At 72.2% G+C, this 18,293-nt stretch carries 18 protein-coding genes; 10 read left to right on the top strand and 8 right to left on the bottom strand.

Annotation, left to right across the window (positions count from 1 at the left end):
* Positions 1 to 135 precede the first annotated feature (135 nt).
* Positions 136 to 1,092: a DeoR/GlpR family DNA-binding transcription regulator gene (locus tag DT019_RS13440; protein ID WP_114037021.1), complete on the top strand. Its 957-nt coding sequence runs from the start codon at positions 136 to 138 to the stop codon at positions 1,090 to 1,092.
* A 6-nt stretch (positions 1,093 to 1,098) separates the two neighbouring features.
* On the opposite strand, the gene DT019_RS13435 is transcribed toward DT019_RS13440, so the two are convergent.
* Both DT019_RS13435 and DT019_RS13430 read right to left on the bottom strand, forming a co-directional pair.
* Positions 1,099 to 1,677 (bottom strand): TetR/AcrR family transcriptional regulator, encoded by a 579-nt coding sequence (locus DT019_RS13435; protein WP_114037020.1) that lies wholly within the window; start codon positions 1,675 to 1,677, stop codon positions 1,099 to 1,101.
* Between the two features lie 262 nt (positions 1,678 to 1,939).
* Complete coding sequence (locus tag DT019_RS13430) at positions 1,940 to 3,694, bottom strand: acetyl/propionyl/methylcrotonyl-CoA carboxylase subunit alpha (RefSeq protein ID WP_114037019.1); 1,755 nt, start codon at positions 3,692 to 3,694, stop codon at positions 1,940 to 1,942.
* Positions 3,695 to 4,087: 393 nt separating this feature from the next.
* On the opposite strand from DT019_RS13430, the gene DT019_RS13425 reads away from it, so the two are divergent.
* A complete protein-coding gene (locus tag DT019_RS13425; protein ID WP_114037252.1) occupies positions 4,088 to 4,537 on the top strand; it encodes a hypothetical protein in 450 nt (149 codons plus the stop codon).
* Between the two features lie 10 nt (positions 4,538 to 4,547).
* On the opposite strand, the gene DT019_RS13420 is transcribed toward DT019_RS13425, so the two are convergent.
* A complete protein-coding gene (locus DT019_RS13420) occupies positions 4,548 to 5,159 on the bottom strand; it encodes a Maf family protein (RefSeq protein ID WP_114037018.1) in 612 nt (203 codons plus the stop codon).
* Between the two features lie 29 nt (positions 5,160 to 5,188).
* Complete coding sequence (mmpB, locus tag DT019_RS40730; protein WP_262985322.1) at positions 5,189 to 5,317, bottom strand: morphogenic membrane protein MmpB; 129 nt, start codon at positions 5,315 to 5,317, stop codon at positions 5,189 to 5,191.
* Between the two features lie 229 nt (positions 5,318 to 5,546).
* Here mmpB and DT019_RS13415 point away from each other — a divergent pair, with 229 nt between their 5' ends.
* Positions 5,547 to 6,827, top strand: coding sequence for an SGNH/GDSL hydrolase family protein (locus DT019_RS13415; RefSeq protein ID WP_114037251.1), 1,281 nt, complete (start codon positions 5,547 to 5,549; stop codon positions 6,825 to 6,827).
* A gap of 60 nt (positions 6,828 to 6,887) precedes the next feature.
* Here the strand turns inward: DT019_RS13415 and DT019_RS13410 are convergent, their stop codons facing one another.
* Positions 6,888 to 7,094 carry an acyl-CoA carboxylase epsilon subunit gene (locus DT019_RS13410; RefSeq protein WP_114037017.1) on the bottom strand — a complete coding sequence of 69 codons (207 nt, stop codon included), beginning with the start codon at positions 7,092 to 7,094 and terminating at the stop codon, positions 6,888 to 6,890.
* Positions 7,095 to 7,114: 20 nt separating this feature from the next.
* Positions 7,115 to 8,725 (bottom strand): acyl-CoA carboxylase subunit beta, encoded by a 1,611-nt coding sequence (locus DT019_RS13405; protein ID WP_114037016.1) that lies wholly within the window; start codon positions 8,723 to 8,725, stop codon positions 7,115 to 7,117.
* Between the two features lie 131 nt (positions 8,726 to 8,856).
* Here DT019_RS13405 and DT019_RS13400 point away from each other — a divergent pair, with 131 nt between their 5' ends.
* From DT019_RS13400 to hutH, 5 genes are all read left to right on the top strand, one after another.
* Positions 8,857 to 9,711: a biotin--[acetyl-CoA-carboxylase] ligase gene (locus DT019_RS13400; protein WP_114037015.1), complete on the top strand. Its 855-nt coding sequence runs from the start codon at positions 8,857 to 8,859 to the stop codon at positions 9,709 to 9,711.
* A 181-nt stretch (positions 9,712 to 9,892) separates the two neighbouring features.
* Entirely contained in the window at positions 9,893 to 11,113 is a 1,221-nt protein-coding gene (locus tag DT019_RS13395) for an adenylate/guanylate cyclase domain-containing protein (RefSeq protein ID WP_114037014.1), read from the top strand.
* 40 nt (positions 11,114 to 11,153) lie between these two features.
* Entirely contained in the window at positions 11,154 to 11,942 is a 789-nt protein-coding gene (locus DT019_RS13390; RefSeq protein ID WP_114037013.1) for an enoyl-CoA hydratase/isomerase family protein, read from the top strand.
* A gap of 87 nt (positions 11,943 to 12,029) precedes the next feature.
* Positions 12,030 to 13,163 carry a sensor domain-containing diguanylate cyclase gene (locus DT019_RS13385; RefSeq protein ID WP_114037012.1) on the top strand — a complete coding sequence of 378 codons (1,134 nt, stop codon included), beginning with the start codon at positions 12,030 to 12,032 and terminating at the stop codon, positions 13,161 to 13,163.
* A gap of 368 nt (positions 13,164 to 13,531) precedes the next feature.
* A complete protein-coding gene (gene hutH, locus DT019_RS13380) occupies positions 13,532 to 15,073 on the top strand; it encodes a histidine ammonia-lyase (protein ID WP_114037011.1) in 1,542 nt (513 codons plus the stop codon).
* Positions 15,074 to 15,183: 110 nt separating this feature from the next.
* Here the strand turns inward: hutH and DT019_RS13375 are convergent, their stop codons facing one another.
* Complete coding sequence (locus DT019_RS13375; protein WP_114037010.1) at positions 15,184 to 15,465, bottom strand: LPXTG cell wall anchor domain-containing protein; 282 nt, start codon at positions 15,463 to 15,465, stop codon at positions 15,184 to 15,186.
* Positions 15,466 to 15,573: 108 nt separating this feature from the next.
* On the opposite strand from DT019_RS13375, the gene DT019_RS13370 reads away from it, so the two are divergent.
* Both DT019_RS13370 and DT019_RS13365 read left to right on the top strand, forming a co-directional pair.
* Entirely contained in the window at positions 15,574 to 15,900 is a 327-nt protein-coding gene (locus DT019_RS13370) for a hypothetical protein (RefSeq protein ID WP_114037009.1), read from the top strand.
* Between the two features lie 215 nt (positions 15,901 to 16,115).
* Positions 16,116 to 17,384, top strand: a complete 1,269-nt coding sequence (locus DT019_RS13365; protein ID WP_114037008.1) for an Ig-like domain-containing protein — start codon at positions 16,116 to 16,118, stop codon at positions 17,382 to 17,384.
* A gap of 23 nt (positions 17,385 to 17,407) precedes the next feature.
* Here the strand turns inward: DT019_RS13365 and DT019_RS13360 are convergent, their stop codons facing one another.
* Positions 17,408 to 18,265, bottom strand: coding sequence for a helix-turn-helix domain-containing protein (locus tag DT019_RS13360; protein WP_114037007.1), 858 nt, complete (start codon positions 18,263 to 18,265; stop codon positions 17,408 to 17,410).
* Positions 18,266 to 18,293: the final 28 nt, after the last annotated feature.

Raw genomic sequence — 18,293 nt, 5'->3', positions numbered from 1 at the left:
GGGTTGTCGAGTGGGCGCCGGGCCGTGTGGGTTTCCGGCGGGCATATACCACTCGGTGACCCCCTTTGGGTGCACCTTCTGTTATTCGGCGCAAACTGCTGAAAAGATTCGGCCGCCCAGGTTACTGTCAGTTTCGTGTTCGCTGCAGAACGTCGCCAATTGATCCTCGAAATGGTGCGCGCCAACGGGGCGGTATCGCTCCGTGAGCTCGCCCGTGTCGTCCAGACCTCCGAAGTGACCGTACGGCGGGACGTGCGGGCGCTGGAGGCCGAAGGACTCCTCGACCGCCGGCACGGCGGTGCGGTGCTGCCGGGCGGGTTCACCCGCGAGTCCGGCTTCCCGCAGAAATCCCATCTAGCGACCGCGGAGAAGACGGCCATCGCCGATCTCGCCGCCGGTCTCGTCGAAGAGGGCGAGGCCATCGTGGTCGGCGCCGGGACGACCACGCAGGAGCTGGCCCGCCGGCTCGCACGGGTCCCGGGCCTGACCGTCGTCACCAACTCCCTGCTGGTGGCACAGGCGTTGGCGCACGCCAACCGGGTCGAGGTCGTCATGACCGGAGGCACCCTGCGCGGCTCCAACTACGCCCTGGTGGGCAGTGGCGCCGAGCAGTCCCTCCAGGGCCTGCGGGTCTCGCGCGCCTTCCTGTCCGGGAGCGGGCTGACCGCCGAGCGCGGCCTGTCCACCTCCAACATGCTCTCCGCGAGCGTGGACCGCGCGCTGGTCCAGGCGGCAGCCGAGGTCGTGGTCCTGGCCGACCACACCAAGCTCGGCACCGACACCATGTTCCAGACGGTGCCGACCGACGTCATCACCCGCCTGGTCACCGACGAGCCCCCGGCCCACGACGACCGGGCCGTCACCGAGTTGCAGGCCCTCGCCGACCAGGGGGTGCAGATCGCCGTGGCGGGCCCCTCGGGGGCGGCCGGTGAGAACAGCCAGGGCCGGCCACCGCGCCGGGACATGCCGCTCCCCGGCCAGCGCCGCAGCCACGGGCCCGGTGCGGGACCGCAGTTGCGCAGCGCCGCGGCGATGGGCGAGCCGCAGGGGCCGGGCGAGCGGGCCCGCGTGGCGGACCTGCGACGGCGCTGAACGGGCTCAGGCCTTGAGGCCCCGGTAGGTCAGAGCCAGCAGCCGATCGGCCAACTCCGGGTCGTCCGGGGACTGTTCGGCCGCCAGCGCGATGGCGTTGGTCAGCTGCATGAGGTCGGCGATGGTGACGCCCGCTCGTACGGAACCGGCCTCCCGGGCCCGTACGAGCAGGGCGTCACCCGCCTCGCGCATCGGCTCGCTGCACCGCGACAGGGCCGAACTCGCGTCGCCCGACGCCGACATGAGCGCCCGGGCCAGGCCCCGGTACACCCCCGCGTGCGTGATGGTGGCGCGCAGCCACTCGATGAGGGCGGTGCAGGGCTGCTCGGCGTCCAGCAACTCCCTTGCGCGGGCGAGGAGTACGTCCACCTCGCTCTGGAACACCGCGCTCAGCAGGGCGTGACGGGTGGGGAAGTGGCGGTACAGGGTGCCGATGCCCACGCCGGCCCTGCGGGCCACGTCCTCCAGGGAGGTGTCCGTGCCGTGTTCCGCGAAGGCGGTTCGGGCGGCTGCCAGCAGGCGGTCGTGGTTGCGTCGCGCGTCCGCCCGCAGGGGCCGGGCCCCTGCCCCCGTTTTCCCATCCATCCCCCCAGCATGCCACCCGGCCCCCCTGGGGCTCCGCCCCAGACCCCTTTCGCCCCTTCGTCTGCGGACCATGCGTGGTTGCTCGCGCAGTTCCCCGCGCCCCTTCGCGGCACGGGTGCTGGGCGGCATGGGCATCTTCAGCCTGTCCGGCGATTGAGGACGAGCGCCCTTGAGGCGCGAACGGGGTCTGGGGCGGAGCCCCAGGGTGCCGACATGCGGGAGCCCCGGCCAAGGGCTGGCCGGGGCTCCTGGGCAGGGTGGGTCAGTCCTTGATCTCGCAGATCATCGCGCCGGACGACACCGACGCCCCAACCTCCGCGGCCAGCCCCTTGATCGTGCCGGAGCGGTGCGCGTTCAGCGGCTGCTCCATCTTCATGGCCTCCAGGACAACGACGAGGTCGCCCTCCTTGACCTCCTGGCCCTCCTCGACCGCGACCTTGACGATCGTGCCCTGCATCGGAGAGGCGAGGGTGTCGCCGGAGGCGGCGGAGCCCGCCTTCTTCGCGGCGCGGCGCTTGGGCTTGGCGCCACCCGCCGCGGCGGTCCGGGCCAGCGTCATGCCGAGCGAGGACGGCAGGGAGACCTCGAGGCGCTTGCCGCCGACCTCGACGACGACCGTCTCGCGGCCCGGCTCCTCGTCCGTGTCCGCGTCGGCCGGGGCCGTGAACGCCGGGATCTCGTTGACGAACTCGGTCTCGATCCACCGGGTGTGGATACGGAACGGGTCGGCCGTGAACGCCGGGTCGGCGACGACCGCGCGGTGGAAGGGGATCGCGGTGGCCATGCCCTCGACGTTGAACTCGGCGAGCGCGCGCGCCGCGCGCTGGAGCGCCTGCTTACGCGTCGCGCCGGTCACGATCAGCTTGGCCAGGAGCGAGTCCCAGGCGGGGCCGATGACGGAGCCGGACTCGACGCCCGCGTCCAGGCGCACGCCCGGACCCGACGGCGGCGCGAACACGGTCACGGTGCCCGGCGCGGGCAGGAAGCCGCGGCCCGGGTCCTCGCCGTTGATGCGGAACTCGAAGGAGTGGCCGCGCATGACCGGGTCGCCGTAGCCGAGTTCCTCGCCGTCGGCGATGCGGAACATCTCGCGGACCAGGTCGATGCCGGTGACCTCTTCGGTGACCGGGTGCTCCACCTGGAGGCGGGTGTTGACCTCCAGGAAGGAGATCGTGCCGTCGGCGCCGACGAGGAACTCGACGGTGCCCGCGCCGACGTAACCGGCCTCCTTCAGGATGGCCTTGGACGCGGCGTACAGCTCCGAGTTCTGCGCCTCCGTGAGGAACGGCGCGGGCGCCTCCTCGACCAGCTTCTGGTGGCGGCGCTGGAGCGAGCAGTCGCGCGTGGAGACCACGACCACGTTGCCGTGCTGGTCGGCCAGGCACTGGGTCTCGACGTGACGGGGCTTGTCGAGGTAGCGCTCGACGAAGCACTCTCCCCGGCCGAAGGCCGCGACGGCCTCGCGCACGGCGGAGTCGTACAGCTCCGGGACCTCTTCGAGGGTGCGGGCGACCTTGAGGCCGCGGCCGCCGCCGCCGAAGGCGGCCTTGATCGCGATGGGCAGGCCGTGTTCCCGCGCGAAGGCGACGACCTCGTCGGCGCCCGAGACCGGGTCCGGGGTGCCCGCGACCAGCGGCGCACCGGCGCGCTGGGCGATGTGACGGGCCGCCACCTTGTCGCCGAGGTCGCGAATGGCCTGCGGCGGCGGGCCGATCCAGGTCAGGCCCGCGTCGAGCACCGCCTGGGCGAACTCGGCGTTCTCGGAAAGGAATCCGTAACCCGGGTGGACCGCGTCCGCCCCCGAGTCGGCCGCGGCCGCGAGCACCTTGGCGATGTCCAGATAGCTGGCCGCCGGGGTGTCACCGCCCAGGGCGAATGCCTCGTCCGCTGCCCGGACATGCAGTGCATCCCGGTCCGGATCGGCGTAGACGGCTACGCTCGCGATCCCGGCATCCCGGCAGGCCCGGGCAACGCGGACAGCGATTTCGCCACGGTTGGCGATGAGCACCTTGCGCACGATGGCTCCCTCCTTGAAACAAGCTGAGTTTAGGGAAGCCGCACACTGGCTTACGACCCATCCCCAATGGTGAGCTTGCCCACACGGAGTGTGATTCGAGGCACGCTCAAGTCGCGAAATCCCTTGTCGCACCACGGTACGCCGGGCTCCCGTACCGCACAGTAGCGGTGCGGTGTGGTCAAGGTCTCTGTCCCGACGGCCAGCAGGTCCGGGCGTTTCTTTGTGGAGTCCCTACGAATGGCCGAATGATTCTTTGCGGCCCGGTGTCCCCGCGGCGAGGCGTGCGGTCGCGGACCGGCCACGGTTGTTGTCCAGACTCTTGTACGAAGCATTACCGGTTAGTAGCGTGCGCAACCCAGCCGTACTAGGGGTAACAGGGGGTGTCGCGTGGTGCTGCGCCGACCGATCGCCATCGTGACCGCGCTCGTGCTCTTCGCCGAGGCGTGCGCCGTGGTGCTCGTCAACTGGGTGCTGGGCAAGGTCGCCGACCGTCAGCACATGTCGATGGCGGGCCTCGATCCGCACGCGATATCCACCGGGGCGGTGGTCGCGGGCGTCCTGTTCGGACTCTTCCTCGCCGCCTGCGGGGTGATCCTGCTGATCATCGGCGTACGCGACCGCGCCCCGGGCCGCGTCGCCCGCATCGCGGTGATCGCCTGCGCGGTGGTGCACGGCGTGCTCGGTGCGCTCACCGTCGGCCTGGTCGGCTGGCCCGCGTTCGCCTGGATGATGGTCGTGCTCGCCCTGTTGGTCTTCGTGCTCCTGGCGTACGTGAAGGAACGGCCGGTGCCGCGGGACCGGCCCGAGGACGGGGCGCCCGGCGGCGCCCCCGCCGCCGCCTGAGCGCGGGCCGCTAGGCCCAGAGGTCGGTGATCGAGACGCCGAGCGCGGCGAGGAGCCTGCGCAGCAGCGGCAGCGAGAGGCCGATGACGTTGCCGTGGTCGCCCTCGATGGAGTCGACGAAGGGCGCCGAGCGGCCGTCGAGCGTGAACGCCCCTGCCACGTAAAGGGGTTCACCGCTGGCCACGTACGCCGCGATCTCCGCGTCGGTGGGCTCGCCGAACCGTACGACGGTCGACGCGGTCGCCGAGGCGCGCTCGCCCGTGGCCGTGTCGATCACGCAGTGCCCCGTCTGCAGCACCCCGGACCGGCCGCGCATCGACTTCCAGCGGGCCGTGGCGTCCTCGGCGTCGGCGGGCTTGCCGAGCGCCTGGCCGTCGAGTTCGAGCACCGAGTCGCAGCCGATGACCAGCGCGTCGGCGGCCTCGGGGCGGACGGCCACCGCGTCGGCCTTCGCCTCGGCGAGCACGAGGGCGAGTTCGGCGGGGCTGGGCGCGGTCAGCGCGTCCTCGTCGACACCGCTGACGATCACCTCGGGGGCGAGCCCCGCCTGGCGGAGCAGCCCGAGCCGGGCGGGTGATTGGGAGGCGAGGACGACACGGCGCTGAGCAGTCATGGGCGCCATCGTAGGCGTCCCGGCCGGTGGCGTGGGCCTCAGTGCAGGCCGACGACGAGCATCGCGATCACCATGGCCAGCGCGAGGAACAGCCCCGCCCGGCGCATCATCGCCTGGGCGTCGCGCAGTTCCTTCGGCGGCTCGTTCTCCGGGTCTGACCACAGCATGTCCTCGATGGTGCGGCCGGCGCTCGACGTGCGCCTGAGTACGGGTACTCAGGACGCCGGGTGTCCCGTACTTCATCTCCGTTCGCCCGGGGGTATTTGCTCCCCGGCCCGCCAAAAGGTCTCCGGGTTCCGTTAGTCGGCCGGGCCTGCTACTGTCCGAGCTAACGGAACCAGCGAACCGTTAATGGTGGTCGTCAACGGTTCGCGGAAGGAACAGGGGAGAGCCGCCATGAGGGAATCCGTGAACAGGCCGAGGAGTGTGTCCGTCCGCGCGGCAGGTCGCCGGGCCGCCGTGCCGCTCGCCGCCGGGGCCGCGGCCCTGGCGCTGCTCGCCGGGGCGCAGCCCTCCTCCGCGCGGCCTCTCGCGTGGGGCGCCGCCTGGGCCGCGTCCCCGCAGCTCGCCGCCACGGGGTTCACGCCCAACTGGTCGCAGGAGGGTTTCTCGCGGCAGAGCGTGCGCCAGGTCGTGCGCGTCACCGAAGGGGGCGACCGGATCCGGATCCGGCTCTCCAACGCGTACGGCACCTCACCGCTCGCCCTCACCGGCGCCACCGTCGCCAGAGCGGGGAAGGGGGCGGACGTGGAGCCCGGCTCCGTGAGGGAGTTGACCTTCGGCGGCAGCAGGTCGGTGGACATTCCGGCCCACGGCGAGCTGCGCAGCGACGCCGCCGCGCTCGGCGTGCGGAGGCTGGAGTCGGTCACCGTCACGCTCTACTTCGCCGGGACGACCGGGCCCGCCACCTTCCACGCCCAGGGTTTCGCCGACACCTACCGGGCCGAGGGCGATCACCGCGCCGACCCGTCGGGCCGCGCCTTCACCGGGTCGAGCCGGTCCTGGTACTACCTCTCCGGTGTCGAGGTCGGCGGCCGGACCAGGGGAAGCGGCATCGTCCTGTTCGGGGACTCCCTCACGGACGGCTTCGGCTCCACCCCGGGCGCCAACCGGCGCTACTCCGACGCGCTGGCCGAACGCACCGGTCGGCCGGTCCTCAACGCGGGCATCGGGGGCAACCTCCTGCTCAACGACTCGGCCTGGTACGGCGAGCGGTCGGCCGCGCGCTTCGGGCGGGACGTGCTCGACCAGCCCGGCGCCTCCACCGTCGTCGTCCTCGAAGGAGTCAACGACATCGGCTTCAGCGAGGCCCAGAGGGGGCCGAGGCCGCAGCCCACTTACCAGCCCGCTCCGGTCGTCTCCACCGCCCAACTCGTCGCCGGATACCGGGAGTTGATCCGTCAGGCGCACGGCGGTGGGCTCCGGGTCGTGGGGGCCACGCTGCTTCCGCTGAAGGGGTCCGACCACTGGGGCGCGCACGCGGCGCGGGTCAGCGACGAGGTCAACGACTGGATCCGGACCTCCGGCGCGTTCGACGCCGTCGTCGACTTCGACAAGGCGCTCGCCTCGAAGAGCGACCCCGACCGGCTCGCGGCGGCCTACGACTCGGGCGACGCGCTGCACCCCAACGACGCGGGGTACCGGGTCATGGCGGAGGTGCTGGCCGGGGTCCTGTGAGGCGGACGCACGTGCATGGCCGGACCCCTCGCGTGCGGGGTCCGCCCATCCACGGTCAGGCTAGGCCGGCCAGTACGACCTGGCCCAGGACCGCGCTCCCGGGCTCGGCAGCGCACGCCGGGCTATCCGCGCCGGGTCGGACCAGCCCTCGGGCGGCTGCGGCGCGCCGGGTGCGGCCGAAGCCGTCGCCGCGGCGCGCGCCTGGACCACCGCCAGGGCGGCGGCCAGCTCCTCCGGGGTCGGATTGCCCCGTACGACCTTGATCACAGCGGCTCCTTGCGGGGTGGCTAGAGGGGGATGTTGCCGTGCTTCTTCGGAGGGAGGGATTCCCGCTTCGTCCGCAGCTGACGCAGGCCCCGCACGATGTGGGCGCGGGTCTCGGACGGCATGATCACCGCGTCCACGTAGCCGCGCTCGGCCGCGATGTACGGGTTGAGCAGGGTGTCCTCGTAGTCCGCGATCAGCTCGGTGCGGGTCGCCTCGGCCTCCTCGGGGTCCGTGACGGCGGCGATCGTGCGGCGGTGCAGGATGTTCACCGCGCCCTGCGCGCCCATCACCGCGATCTGGGCGGTTGGCCAGGCCAGGTTGAGGTCGGCGCCCAGGTGCTTGGAGCCCATGACGTCGTAGGCGCCGCCGAACGCCTTGCGCGTGATGACGGTGATCAGCGGGACCGTCGCCTCGGCGTACGCGTAGATCAGCTTGGCGCCGCGGCGGATGATGCCGCCGTACTCCTGGTCCACGCCCGGCAGGAAGCCCGGCACGTCCACGAAGGTCAGCACCGGCACGTTGAAGGCGTCGCAGGTGCGCACGAACCGCGCGGCCTTCTCGGAGGCGTTGATGTCGAGGCAACCGGCGAACTGCATCGGCTGGTTGGCGACGATGCCGACCGGGTAGCCCTCCACGCGGCCGAAGCCGGTGATGATGTTCGGCGCGAACAGGGCCTGTGTCTCCAGGAACTCGCCGTCGTCCAGGACGTGTTCGATCGCCGTGTGCATGTCGTACGGCTGGTTCGCCGAGTCCGGGATGAGCACGTCCAGCTCGCGGTCCTCGTCCGAGGTCTCCAGGTCGGCCTCCTCGGGGAAGGCCGGGGGCTCGCTGAGGTTGTTCGACGGCAGGTACGACAGCAGGGACTTGACGTACTCGATGGCGTCCTTCTCGTCGCCCGCCATGTGGTGGGCGACGCCCGAGGTGGTGTTGTGGGTGCGGGCGCCGCCCAGCTCCTCGAAGCCCACGTCCTCGCCGGTGACGGTCTTGATGACGTCGGGCCCGGTGATGAACATGTGCGAGGTCTGGTCGACCATCACCGTGAAGTCGGTGATCGCGGGGGAGTACACCGCGCCGCCCGCGCACGGGCCGACGATCAGCGAGATCTGCGGGACCACGCCGGAGGCGTGCACGTTGCGGCGGAAGATCTCGGCGAACAGGCCGAGCGCGACCACGCCCTCCTGGATGCGGGCGCCGCCGCCGTCGTTGATGCCGATGACCGGGCAGCCGGTCTTCATCGCGAAGTCCATGACCTTCACGATCTTCTCGCCGTACACCTCGCCCAGCGACCCGCCGAAGATGGTGAAGTCCTGCGAGTAGACGCACACCGGGCGCCCGTCGACGGTCCCGTACCCGGTGACCACGCCGTCGCCGTACGGGCGGTTCTTCTCGATCCCGAAGTTGGTGGAGCGGTGCCGGGCGAACTCGTCGAGCTCCACGAACGAGCCCTCGTCCAACAGGAGCTCGACCCGCTCACGGGCCGTCAACTTGCCCTTGGCGTGCTGCTTTTCGATCGCGCGCGCGGAGCCGGCGTGGGTCGCCTCGTCGATACGACGCTGAAGGTCCGCGAGCTTTCCGGCGGTGGTGTGGATGTCGACGGTGGCGTCGCTCTGGGCGTTTTCCGGCTCGGACATCGGGATGCGGCTCCCTGCCTGGTCACGGGGGTGGTGGCTACTGACTCGTAGGGTAGTGGCGCGGATACGGTTCGGCAGTGCGGCGTTTGCCACACCCGGGGCGGCTTGCAATTGCGGCCTAACCTGGCTGCATGACACCCCCGGACGCTTCCGACAGCCGCTGGTCCGACCTCGACCGGCCGCCCCTGAACACCACCGCGTTGCGCCGCGCCCTGCTGCGGCCGGACGCCCTGTGGACGTCCCTCGACGTGGTCACCGCGACCGGCTCCACCAACTCCGACCTCGCGGCCAAGGCGGACGGGCTCGACGAGGGAGCGGTCCTGGTCGCCGAGGAGCAGACCGCGGGGCGCGGGCGGCTGGACCGGCGCTGGTCGGCTCCGGCCCGCTCCGGGCTGTTCTTCTCCGTCCTGCTCAAGCCCGGCGCGTCGGTCCCGGTGGAGCGGTGGGGGTGGCTGCCGCTGCTCACCGGGGTCGCGGTGGCGACGGGGCTCGCGCGGGCGGCGGGCGTCGACACGGCGCTGAAGTGGCCCAACGACCTCCTGGTCACGGTGGGTGCCGAGGAGCGCAAGGCGGGCGGCATCCTCGCCGAGCGGGCGGGCGCGGAGGGCGTCGTGGTGGGCATCGGCCTCAATGTGACGCTGCGCGCCGACGAGCTCCCCGTGCCCGGCGCGGGCTCCCTCGCGCTCGCCGGCGCCGTCTCCACGGACCGCGACACCCTGCTGCGGGCGGTGCTGCGCTCCCTGGAGCAGTGGTACGGCACATGGCGCGAGGCCGCGGGCGACCCGGCGGCGTCCGGCCTCCAGGAGGCGTACGCGGCGGGCTGCGCGACGCTGGGCCGCGCGGTGCGTGCGGAGCTGCCCGGGGGGCAGTCGGTACGGGGTGAGGCGGTCGCGGTGGACGGAGACGGGCGCCTGGTCCTGGCCACGGAGGAGGGCGTCCGGCGTCCGGTGGCGGCGGGGGACATCGTGCACCTGCGCGCCGGGTGACGGGCGCCCGCCTCACCGCGCCGGGAGGCCCGGCCCACCGGGCCGCGCCCGCCGCGTGGCCGGGGGAGGTGCCCCCGCCAGGGGGAGGAGACGTGAGCTACGGCACACCTGCCGTATCGTTGAGCCCGATCCAGCGACAGATCGGCAGGGCAGTGCGCAGGCAACGGGCAGGAGGCGGCCGGTGACCGTCGACGAGACACGGTCCGGGGCGGGCGCGGGTACCGGTGGCGGCGGCAGCTCCAAAGGCGCCTCCGGCACCCCTTCGGACGCCCCGGCCTCGGCGTACCCGACGCCGCACCACGCCGTCGACCACACCGCCGAGCCCACCGACGACCCGCTCGCCATCCGTCTCGAACAGCTGATCCTCGGCGCGGACCGGCGCTACACCCCCTTCCAGGCGGCGCGTACGGCGGGCGTCTCGATGGAGCTGGCGTCCCGGTTCTGGCGGGCCATGGGGTTCGCCGACATCGGGCAGGCCAAGGCGCTGACCGAGGCCGACGTGCTGGCCCTGCGGCGGCTCGCCGGCCTGGTCGAGGCGGGCCTGCTCAGCGAGCCGATGGCGGTGCAGGTCGCGCGCTCCACGGGGCAGACCACCGCCCGGCTGGCCGAATGGCAGATTGATTCTTTTCTGGAGGGCCTGACCGAACCCCCCGAGCCGGGCATGACGCGTACGGAGGTCACGTACCCGCTGGTCGAGCTGCTGCTGCCCGAGCTGGAGGAGTTCCTCGTGTACGTGTGGCGGCGCCAGCTGGCCGCCGCCACCGGGCGCGTGGTGCAGGCCGCCGACGACGAGGAGATGGTGGACCGCCGCCTCGCGGTGGGCTTCGCCGACCTCGTCGGGTTCACCCGGCTCACCCGGCGCCTTGAGGAGGAGGAGCTCGGCGAGCTCGTCGAGGCCTTCGAGACGACCGCGGCCGACCTCGTCGCGGCCCACGGCGGGCGGCTCATCAAGACGCTGGGCGACGAGGTCTTGTTCGCCGCCGACGACGCGGGCACCGCCGCCGAGATCTCGCTGCGGCTCATCGAGACGATGGCCGGGGACGAGACGATGCCCGCGCTGCGCGTGGGCATCGCGTTCGGCACCGTCACGACCCGCATGGGCGACGTGTTCGGCACCACCGTGAACCTCGCCAGCCGGCTCACCTCGATAGCCCCGAAGGACGCCGTCCTGGTCGACGGGGCGTTCGCCGAGGAGCTGGCCCGCACCGGCGACGCCCCCGTCTCCGAGGCGCAGGCCGCGCAGGACGCCCTGGCCGCCGAGAAGGCGGGGAAGGCCGGGGAGGGGGCCGAGGAGCCGGTCGCCCCGGCGAAGTACCGCTTCTCGCTCCAGCCCATGTGGCAGCGCCCGGTGCGCGGCCTCGGCGTGGTGGAGCCCTGGCTCCTGCACCGGCGCGAAGCCTAGGATCGCTCCCGACGTAACGTTCGTTAACGGAGGGGTTGCCATGGCTGAGCAGCGGTTCGGGGAGTTCGTCGTCGTGCGGCGCGAGGGATATGTCGCCGAGCTGGTGCTCGACCGGCCCAAGGCCATGAACGCCGTGTCGACGGAGATGGCCCGCTCCATCGCCGCCGCCTGCGACGCGCTCGCCGCCGACCCCGACGCCCGGGTCACGGTGGTGACCTCGACGAACGACCGGGCCTTCTGCGTCGGCGCCGACCTGAAGGAGCGCAACTCCCTCACGGACGCCGAGCTGGTACGCCAGCGCCCCACCGCCCGCGCCGCCTACACCGGCGTGCTCGAACTGCCCATGCCCACCGTCGCCGCCGTGCACGGCTTCGCCCTCGGCGGCGGCTTCGAGCTGGCGCTGGCCTGCGATGTGATCGTGGCGGACGCCAGCGCCGTGGTCGGCCTGCCCGAGGTGTCGGTCGGCGTCATCCCCGGCGGCGGCGGTACGCAGCTCCTGCCGCGCCGGGTCGGGGCGGCCCGCGCGGCCGAGCTGGTCTTCACCGCGCGCCGCGTCGAGGCCGTGGAGGCGCGGGAGTTGGGGCTCGTCGACGTCCTGGCCGGGGACGCCAGGACCGAGGCGCTCGCGCTCGCCGGGCGCATGGCGGCCAACTCGCCGGTCGGGCTGCGCGCGGCGAAGCGGGCGATGCGGCTCGGCCAGGGCCTCGACCTGCGGGCGGGCCTGGAGGTCGAGGACGCGGCATGGCGTTCGGTGGCCTTCTCCGGGGACCGCGCGGAGGGAGTCGCCGCGTTCAACGAGAAGCGGAAGCCGCAGTGGCCCGGGGAGTGATCCGGGTGGTCCAAGCGCCCGCTGCCGTCCGGCCGCATGACGGCGTCCCGTGGGTCAAAACCTCCTAAACCTCCCTAAGCTGGAGGAATGGGTGGAGAGGATGCCCGGCTGCGGGCCGTGGTTTCGCTGGCACAGGCCATGGCCGCGGCACACACGCCGCGCGAGTCGTGGCGCGCCGCGGCGCTCGGCGCGCGGGACGCGCTCGGCGGGAACTTCGCCGCGCTCTCGGTGTGGGAGCGCGAGCTCGGCCGCCTCCGGGTGCTGGTGAACGAGGGCGAACGGGCCCACGGGGAGGAGGAGTTCCCCGACGACGAGACGTACCCGGTGCACCAGTTCCCCGAGATCACCGAGTTCCTGCACGAGCGGTGGGCGGGCGGCGGCGAGCCCAACGCCTGGGTCGAGACCGCCGTCGCGCCGCCCGAGGGCGAGGCGGGCTACTGCCACGAGCGGGTGACCGCGCTGCGCAGGCGCGGCCGGGGCTGCTGCGTGGTCGCCCCGATCGTGCTGCACGGACGGGCCTGGGGCGAGCTGTACGTGGCACGGCCGCTCGGGGCGCCCGTCTTCGACGCGGCCGACGCGGACTTCGCCACCGTGCTCGCCTCCGTCGCGGCGGCCGGCATCGCGCAGACCGAACGCCTCGAAGAGGTGCGCCGCCTCGCCTACACCGATCCGCTCACGGGCCTCGCCAACCGGCGCGCGGTCGACATGAGGCTGGACGAGGCCATCGAGCGGCACCGCGTCGACGCATCGGTCGTCAGCCTCGTCGTCTGCGATCTGAACGGGCTCAAGCGGGTCAACGACACGCTGGGCCACGCCGTGGGCGACCGGCTCCTGGAACGCTTCGGCTCGGTGCTCTCGCTGTGCGGGGCGATGCTGCCGGGCGCGCTGGCGGCCCGGCTCGGCGGCGACGAGTTCTGCCTGCTCTCGGTGGGGCCCGCCGCGGACGAGGTGGTGGCCGTGGGGGAGGAACTCTGCCTGCGGGCGGGGGAGTTGGAGCTGGGGGAGGGGGTGGCGTGCGGGGTGGCCTCGACGGGGGACCCCATCGGGCCCGTCCGCTCGGCCCGCCGTCTCTTCCGCCTGGCCGACGCGGCGCAGTACCGGGCGAAGGCCGCGCGGTCGGCGAAGCCGGTGGTGGCGGGGCGGGACGGGGCGGTCCTCCGCCTCGCCGAAAACCCGCCCTCGCCTCCGCACGACCGCCGCCGCTTCCGCGGCCGCGGCTGACGTCCCGGTCCCCCGCGCCCCTTCACCCGCTTCCGTCTGCGGGCCGTCCCCGCGTCTCGCGCAGTTCCCCGCGCCCCTAAAACCCCCTTTCGGTCTGCGGGCCGTGGTCGCTTCTCGCGCAGTTCCCCGCGCCCCCAACCCCTCTCCGTTCTGCGGACCGTGCCCGCTTCCTCGCGCCGTTCCCCGCGCCCCTGGCGGTACTGGTGCGGCCCAGTGCTGGCATCTTCAGCCCGTCCGGCGTTTGAGGACGAGCGCCGTTCAGGCGCGAAACGGGGGCTGGGGCGGAGCCCCAGGGGTGGGGTAAGGAGCCAACCGTCGCTCCGCTAGTGACATGACGGGATTCAATCCGTAGGGTGCTGAATATGGATATGCACACTGTCGTGGTGGGGACCTCCGGGACCACCCCCGAGGACGTCATCGCCGTGGCCCGCGGCAACGCGAAGGTCGAGCTCTCCGCCGAGGCGCTCGCCGCGCTGGCCAGGGCCCGCGAGATCGTCGACGCGCTGGCAGCCAAGCCGGAGCCGGTGTACGGCGTCTCCACCGGCTTCGGTGCCCTCGCCTCCCGGCACATCAGCCCCGACCTCCGCGCCCAGCTCCAGCGCAACATCGTGCGCTCGCACGCGGCCGGCATGGGCCCGCGGGTGGAGCGCGAGGTCGTCCGCGCGCTCATGTTCCTGCGCCTGAAGACCGTGGCCTCCGGGCACACCGGCGTACGTCCGTCGGTCGCGCAGACCATGGCCGACGTGCTCAACGCGGGCATCACGCCGGTCGTCCACGAGTACGGCTCGCTCGGCTGCTCGGGCGACCTCGCGCCGCTGTCCCACTGCGCCCTGACGCTCATGGGCGAGGGCGACGCCGAGGGCCCCGACGGGGTCGTGAAGCCCGCCGGCGAGCTGCTCGCCGCTGCCGGGATCACCCCCGTCGAGCTGCGCGAGAAGGAGGGCCTGGCCCTCCTCAACGGCACCGACGGCATGCTCGGCATGCTCTGCATGGCCATCGCCGACCTGAAGAAGCTCTACACCTCGGCCGACATCACCGCGGCGCTCTCCCTCGAAGCGCTGCTCGGCACCGAGAAGGTGCTCGCCCCCGAACTGCACGCCATCCGGCCGCACCCCGGCCAGGGCGCCTCGGCCGCCAACATGCTGGCGGTGCTCAAGGGTTCGGGCCTGACCGGCCACTTCCAGGAGGAAGAGGCGCCCCGCGTCCAGGACGCGTACTCGGTGCGCTGCGCCCCGCAGGTCAACGGCGCGGGCCGCGACACGATCGCGTACGCCCTGACCGTCGCCGAGCGCGAGCTGGCCTCCGCGGTCGACAACCCGGTGGTGCTGCCCGACGGCCGCGTCGAGTCCAACGGCAACTTCCACGGCGCCCCGGTCGCCTACGTCCTCGACTTCCTCGCGATCGCCGCCGCCGACCTCGGCTCGATCACCGAGCGCCGCACCGACCGTCTCCTCGACAAGAACCGCAGCCACGGCCTGCCGCCGTTCCTCGCCGACGACGCCGGGGTCGACTCGGGCCTGATGATCGCCCAGTACACGCAGGCCGCCTTGGTCAGCGAGATGAAGCGGCTCGCGGTGCCCGCCTCCGCCGACTCCATCCCGTCCTCCGCCATGCAGGAGGACCACGTGTCCATGGGCTGGTCGGCCGCGCGCAAGCTGCGCACCGCCGTCGACAACCTGACCAGGATCATCGCCGTCGAGATGTACGCGGCGACCCGCGGCATCGAGCTGCGCAAGGGCCTCACCCCCGCGCCCGCCTCGCGGGCCGCCATCGCCGCGGCCCGCGCGGCCGGTGTCCAGGGCCCCGGCCCGGACCGCTTCCTCGCCCCCGACCTGGCCGCCGCCGACGCGTTCGTGCGCGAGGGCAGGCTGGTCGCCGCGGTGGAGCCGGTGACGGGTCCGCTCGCCTGACCGGTTCGCGTGACACGGCAGGGGCCGCCCGGGATGTCACATCCCGGGCGGCCCCTTTCGTACCGTCAACTCCCTTGTGCGGAGCGTGAGTCGACCGACGGGCGGCGAGGTCAGCAGGTCCGCGAGCGGCGGACCGAGTACGTCACGAACCCCGCCCCCAGCCCCAGGAACAGGGTGCCGCCGACGAGATAGGGGGAGGTGTTCGCGCCGCCGGTGTCGGCGAGGGCGACGGGGCCTTCGGAGGGGGCGGGGGCGGCCCGGTACGCGGAGTGCGCGGGCGTGGCCGAAGGGCGTTGCTCGTCCGTCGCGTTGGCGGACGGGACGAACCACAGGGCGCAGAGCAGGGTGCCCGCCGCGGTGGCGGTGAGCAGGGGACGACGAGCGACGGACAAGTGAGCGATCCCCTTGCGAGTACGTCGAATTGGCGGGATGCGCTGATGCTAGTGAAAGCAGCGGGTCGCGGGAAAGTCGAGGTTGCCTTGAGCCCTACGCTCCCTGGCATGAGCGAAGAAGAGACATCACGGTATGTGCGGCTCCGCGTCGATTTGGTCCTGGAGATCGAGGACGCGGACGAGTTGGCGGCGGCCGCTCTCGGCCGCATCGCCGAGGACCCGGCGATGCGGCCCGAGGAACGCGCGCATGCCGAGGCGGCCGTACGGGAAGACGGAGCGGAGGCCCTCGCCTACCTCGTGGACCCCGTGGACCTCGTGGAGGCGCTGCCGGGGGCGGAGCTGGTCCAGGCCTCCTGGAGCAGCGAGCGGGTCGGCTACGACCCCGACGACGAGGAATGGGACCTGGACGAGGAGGACAGCAATGACGACGAGTGAACGGGGCCGCCGCGAACGGGCGGTGGCCGAGCTCGACTGACCGGTGCGCGCGGCCGGGCGGGGCGGGAGGGGCCTGACGCCCTTTCGGTGATCTTGTGCCGTCCCGCCCCACCCGTCCGCCCGCGCGTGGTGTGCCCCACATTCACCCCCCGCTGCGGAACCACGGCGAGCGGTCTGATGTTCTAGACGTGATGACTTTTCGGGGGACGGCGACGATGGAGAAGCGTGTGAAGACGGAGAGTAAGCGGCGCAAGCAGGGTCTCGCGGCGGCGTGCGCGGTGCTCGGCGGCGTACTGGTCCTTTCTGCCTGCAACGGTGACGGCGACAAGGGTGCCAAGGCCGACAGCTCGTCGTCGGCGCAGGCGGCGGCCGACAAGGCGGCGGCCAAGGACACCTCGGACGCCAAGATCACCATCACGCCGAAGAACGGCGCCACCAACGTCGGCATCAACAGCGACACCAAGGTCACCGTCGCCCAGGGCAAGCTGACCGACGTCACGCTGACCTCCGCCGACGGCGACAAGGTCACCGGGAAGATATCCGCCGACGGGCTGAGCTGGGCGCCCGACAAGCAGCTGAAGCGCTCGGCCACGTACAAGATCAGTGCGACCGCGGCGGACGCCAAGGGGCGCCAGGCGCACGAGAACGCCTCCTTCACCACCGTCTCCCCGAAGAACAGCTTCATAGGCAGCTTCACGCCCGAGGACGGCTCCACCGTCGGTGTCGGCATGCCGGTGTCGATCAACTTCGACAAGGCGATCACCAACAAGAAGGGCGTCCAGGCCAAGATCACCGTCTCCTCCAGCAGCGGCCAGGAGGTCGTCGGGCACTGGTTCGGCTCCCAGCGCCTGGACTTCCGCCCGCAGGAGTACTGGAAGGAGAACTCGACCGTCACCATGAAGATGGACCTCGACGGCGTCGAGGCCTCCAACGGCATCACCGGTGTCCAGGAGAAGACGGTCACCTTCAAGATCGGCCGCAACCAGGTCTCCACCGTGGACGCGAACACCCACACCATGACCGTCACCCAGGACGGCAAGGTCGTGAAGTCCATCCCGATCTCCGCGGGCTCCCCGGAGCACCCGACCTACAACGGTCAGATGGTGATCTCCGAGAAGTACAAGGAGACCCGCATGAACGGTGCGACGGTCGGCTTCACGGACGACGACGGCAAGGGCGAGTACGACATCAAGGACGTGCCGCACGCCATGCGCCTGTCGGCCTCCGGCACCTTCATCCACGGCAACTACTGGGGCGCCAAGTCGATCTTCGGCAGCGCCAACACCAGCCACGGCTGCGTCGGCCTGTCCGACACCAAGGGCGCGGGCGACGACGGCACCTCGGCCGCCTGGTTCTACAACAACTCGATCACCGGCGACGTCGTCATCGTCAAGAACTCCCACGACAAGACGGTCCAGCCCGACAACGGCCTCAACGGCTGGAACATGAGCTGGGACCAGTGGAAGGCCGGCTCCGCCGTCTGATCCTCACGGCCCCCGCGGGGCCCTCAGGCCGCTCGCACCGGCTGCTCGGCGCTCCAGCTGCCGAGCAGCCGCAGCGACTCCTGTGACGCCGAGCCCGGCTCCGCGTGGAAGGTGACCAGCGACAGGTCGTGCGCGTCCGGCAGCTTCAGCGTCTCGTAGGCCAGTGTCAGCTCGCCCACCACCGGATGGCGCAGCCGCTTCACGCCGTGGCCCTTGTCGGCGACGGTGTGCGCCGCCCACATGGAGCGGAACTCCTCGCTCTTGACCGACAACTCCCCGATCAGCGCCGTGAGTTGGGGATCGTCGGGATAGCAGCCCGCGCACAGCCGCAGCACGCTCACCACGTCGACGGCCTTGTTGTGCCAGTCGACGTACAGCGAACGCGACGCCGGGTCCAGGAAGACGTGGCGCGCCAGGTTCCGCTCCTGCGGGGGCAACCGGGACAGGTCGCCGAGCAGCGCGGCCGCCATCCGGTTCCAGGCGAGGATGTCCAGGCGCGGCCCGACGAGGTAGGCGGGCACGCCCTCCATCGCGTCGATGAGCTGCTGGAGCGCCGGACGGAACTCGTGCGCCCGGGCCGCCGACGCGCGCTTCTTCTTCGCCTTGCCCTTGGCGAGGTGGGTGAGGTGGTTCTGCTCGGTGTCGTTCAGGCGCAGCGCCCGCCCGATCGCCTCCAGGACCTCCACCGACACGTTCTGCGCGTTGCCCTGCTCCAGGCGCGTGTAGTACGCCACCGAAACGCCGGCCAGCTGTGCCAGCTCCTCCCGGCGCAGCCCAGGCACCCTGCGGTGGCGCCCGTGGTCGGGCAGCCCCACGTCCTCGGGCTTCAGCCGGGCCCGGCGGGAGCGGAGGAATTCGCTGAGTTCGGCGCGCTGGTCCATGACACCCCAGTATCCGTGGTCCCCGCCC

This window comes from Streptomyces sp. SDr-06 (assembly GCF_003324565.1).
Lineage (GTDB): Bacteria > Actinomycetota > Actinomycetes > Streptomycetales > Streptomycetaceae > Streptomyces.
The sequence above is the reverse complement of the archived record's forward strand: the minus strand, read 5'-3'. Positions and strand labels throughout refer to the sequence as shown.

What these genes read in the sequence shown, in the direction of transcription:
- DT019_RS13370 (WP_114037009.1), top strand. Translation starts at nt 15,574, where the DNA reads ATGAGCGAAGAAGAGACATCACGGTATGTGCGGCTCCGCGTCGATTTG.
- DT019_RS13385 (WP_114037012.1), top strand. Translation starts at nt 12,030, where the DNA reads ATGGGTGGAGAGGATGCCCGGCTGCGGGCCGTGGTTTCGCTGGCACAG.
- DT019_RS13400 (WP_114037015.1), top strand. Translation starts at nt 8,857, where the DNA reads ATGACACCCCCGGACGCTTCCGACAGCCGCTGGTCCGACCTCGACCGG.
- DT019_RS13390 (WP_114037013.1), top strand. Translation starts at nt 11,154, where the DNA reads ATGGCTGAGCAGCGGTTCGGGGAGTTCGTCGTCGTGCGGCGCGAGGGA.
- hutH (WP_114037011.1), top strand. Translation starts at nt 13,532, where the DNA reads ATGCACACTGTCGTGGTGGGGACCTCCGGGACCACCCCCGAGGACGTC.
- DT019_RS13415 (WP_114037251.1), top strand. Translation starts at nt 5,547, where the DNA reads ATGAGGGAATCCGTGAACAGGCCGAGGAGTGTGTCCGTCCGCGCGGCA.
- DT019_RS13405 (WP_114037016.1), bottom strand. Translation starts at nt 8,725, where the DNA reads ATGTCCGAGCCGGAAAACGCCCAGAGCGACGCCACCGTCGACATCCAC.
- DT019_RS13420 (WP_114037018.1), bottom strand. Translation starts at nt 5,159, where the DNA reads ATGGCGCCCATGACTGCTCAGCGCCGTGTCGTCCTCGCCTCCCAATCA.
- DT019_RS13360 (WP_114037007.1), bottom strand. Translation starts at nt 18,265, where the DNA reads ATGGACCAGCGCGCCGAACTCAGCGAATTCCTCCGCTCCCGCCGGGCC.
- DT019_RS13365 (WP_114037008.1), top strand. Translation starts at nt 16,116, where the DNA reads ATGGAGAAGCGTGTGAAGACGGAGAGTAAGCGGCGCAAGCAGGGTCTC.
- DT019_RS13435 (WP_114037020.1), bottom strand. Translation starts at nt 1,677, where the DNA reads ATGGATGGGAAAACGGGGGCAGGGGCCCGGCCCCTGCGGGCGGACGCG.
- mmpB (WP_262985322.1), bottom strand. Translation starts at nt 5,317, where the DNA reads ATGCTGTGGTCAGACCCGGAGAACGAGCCGCCGAAGGAACTGCGCGAC.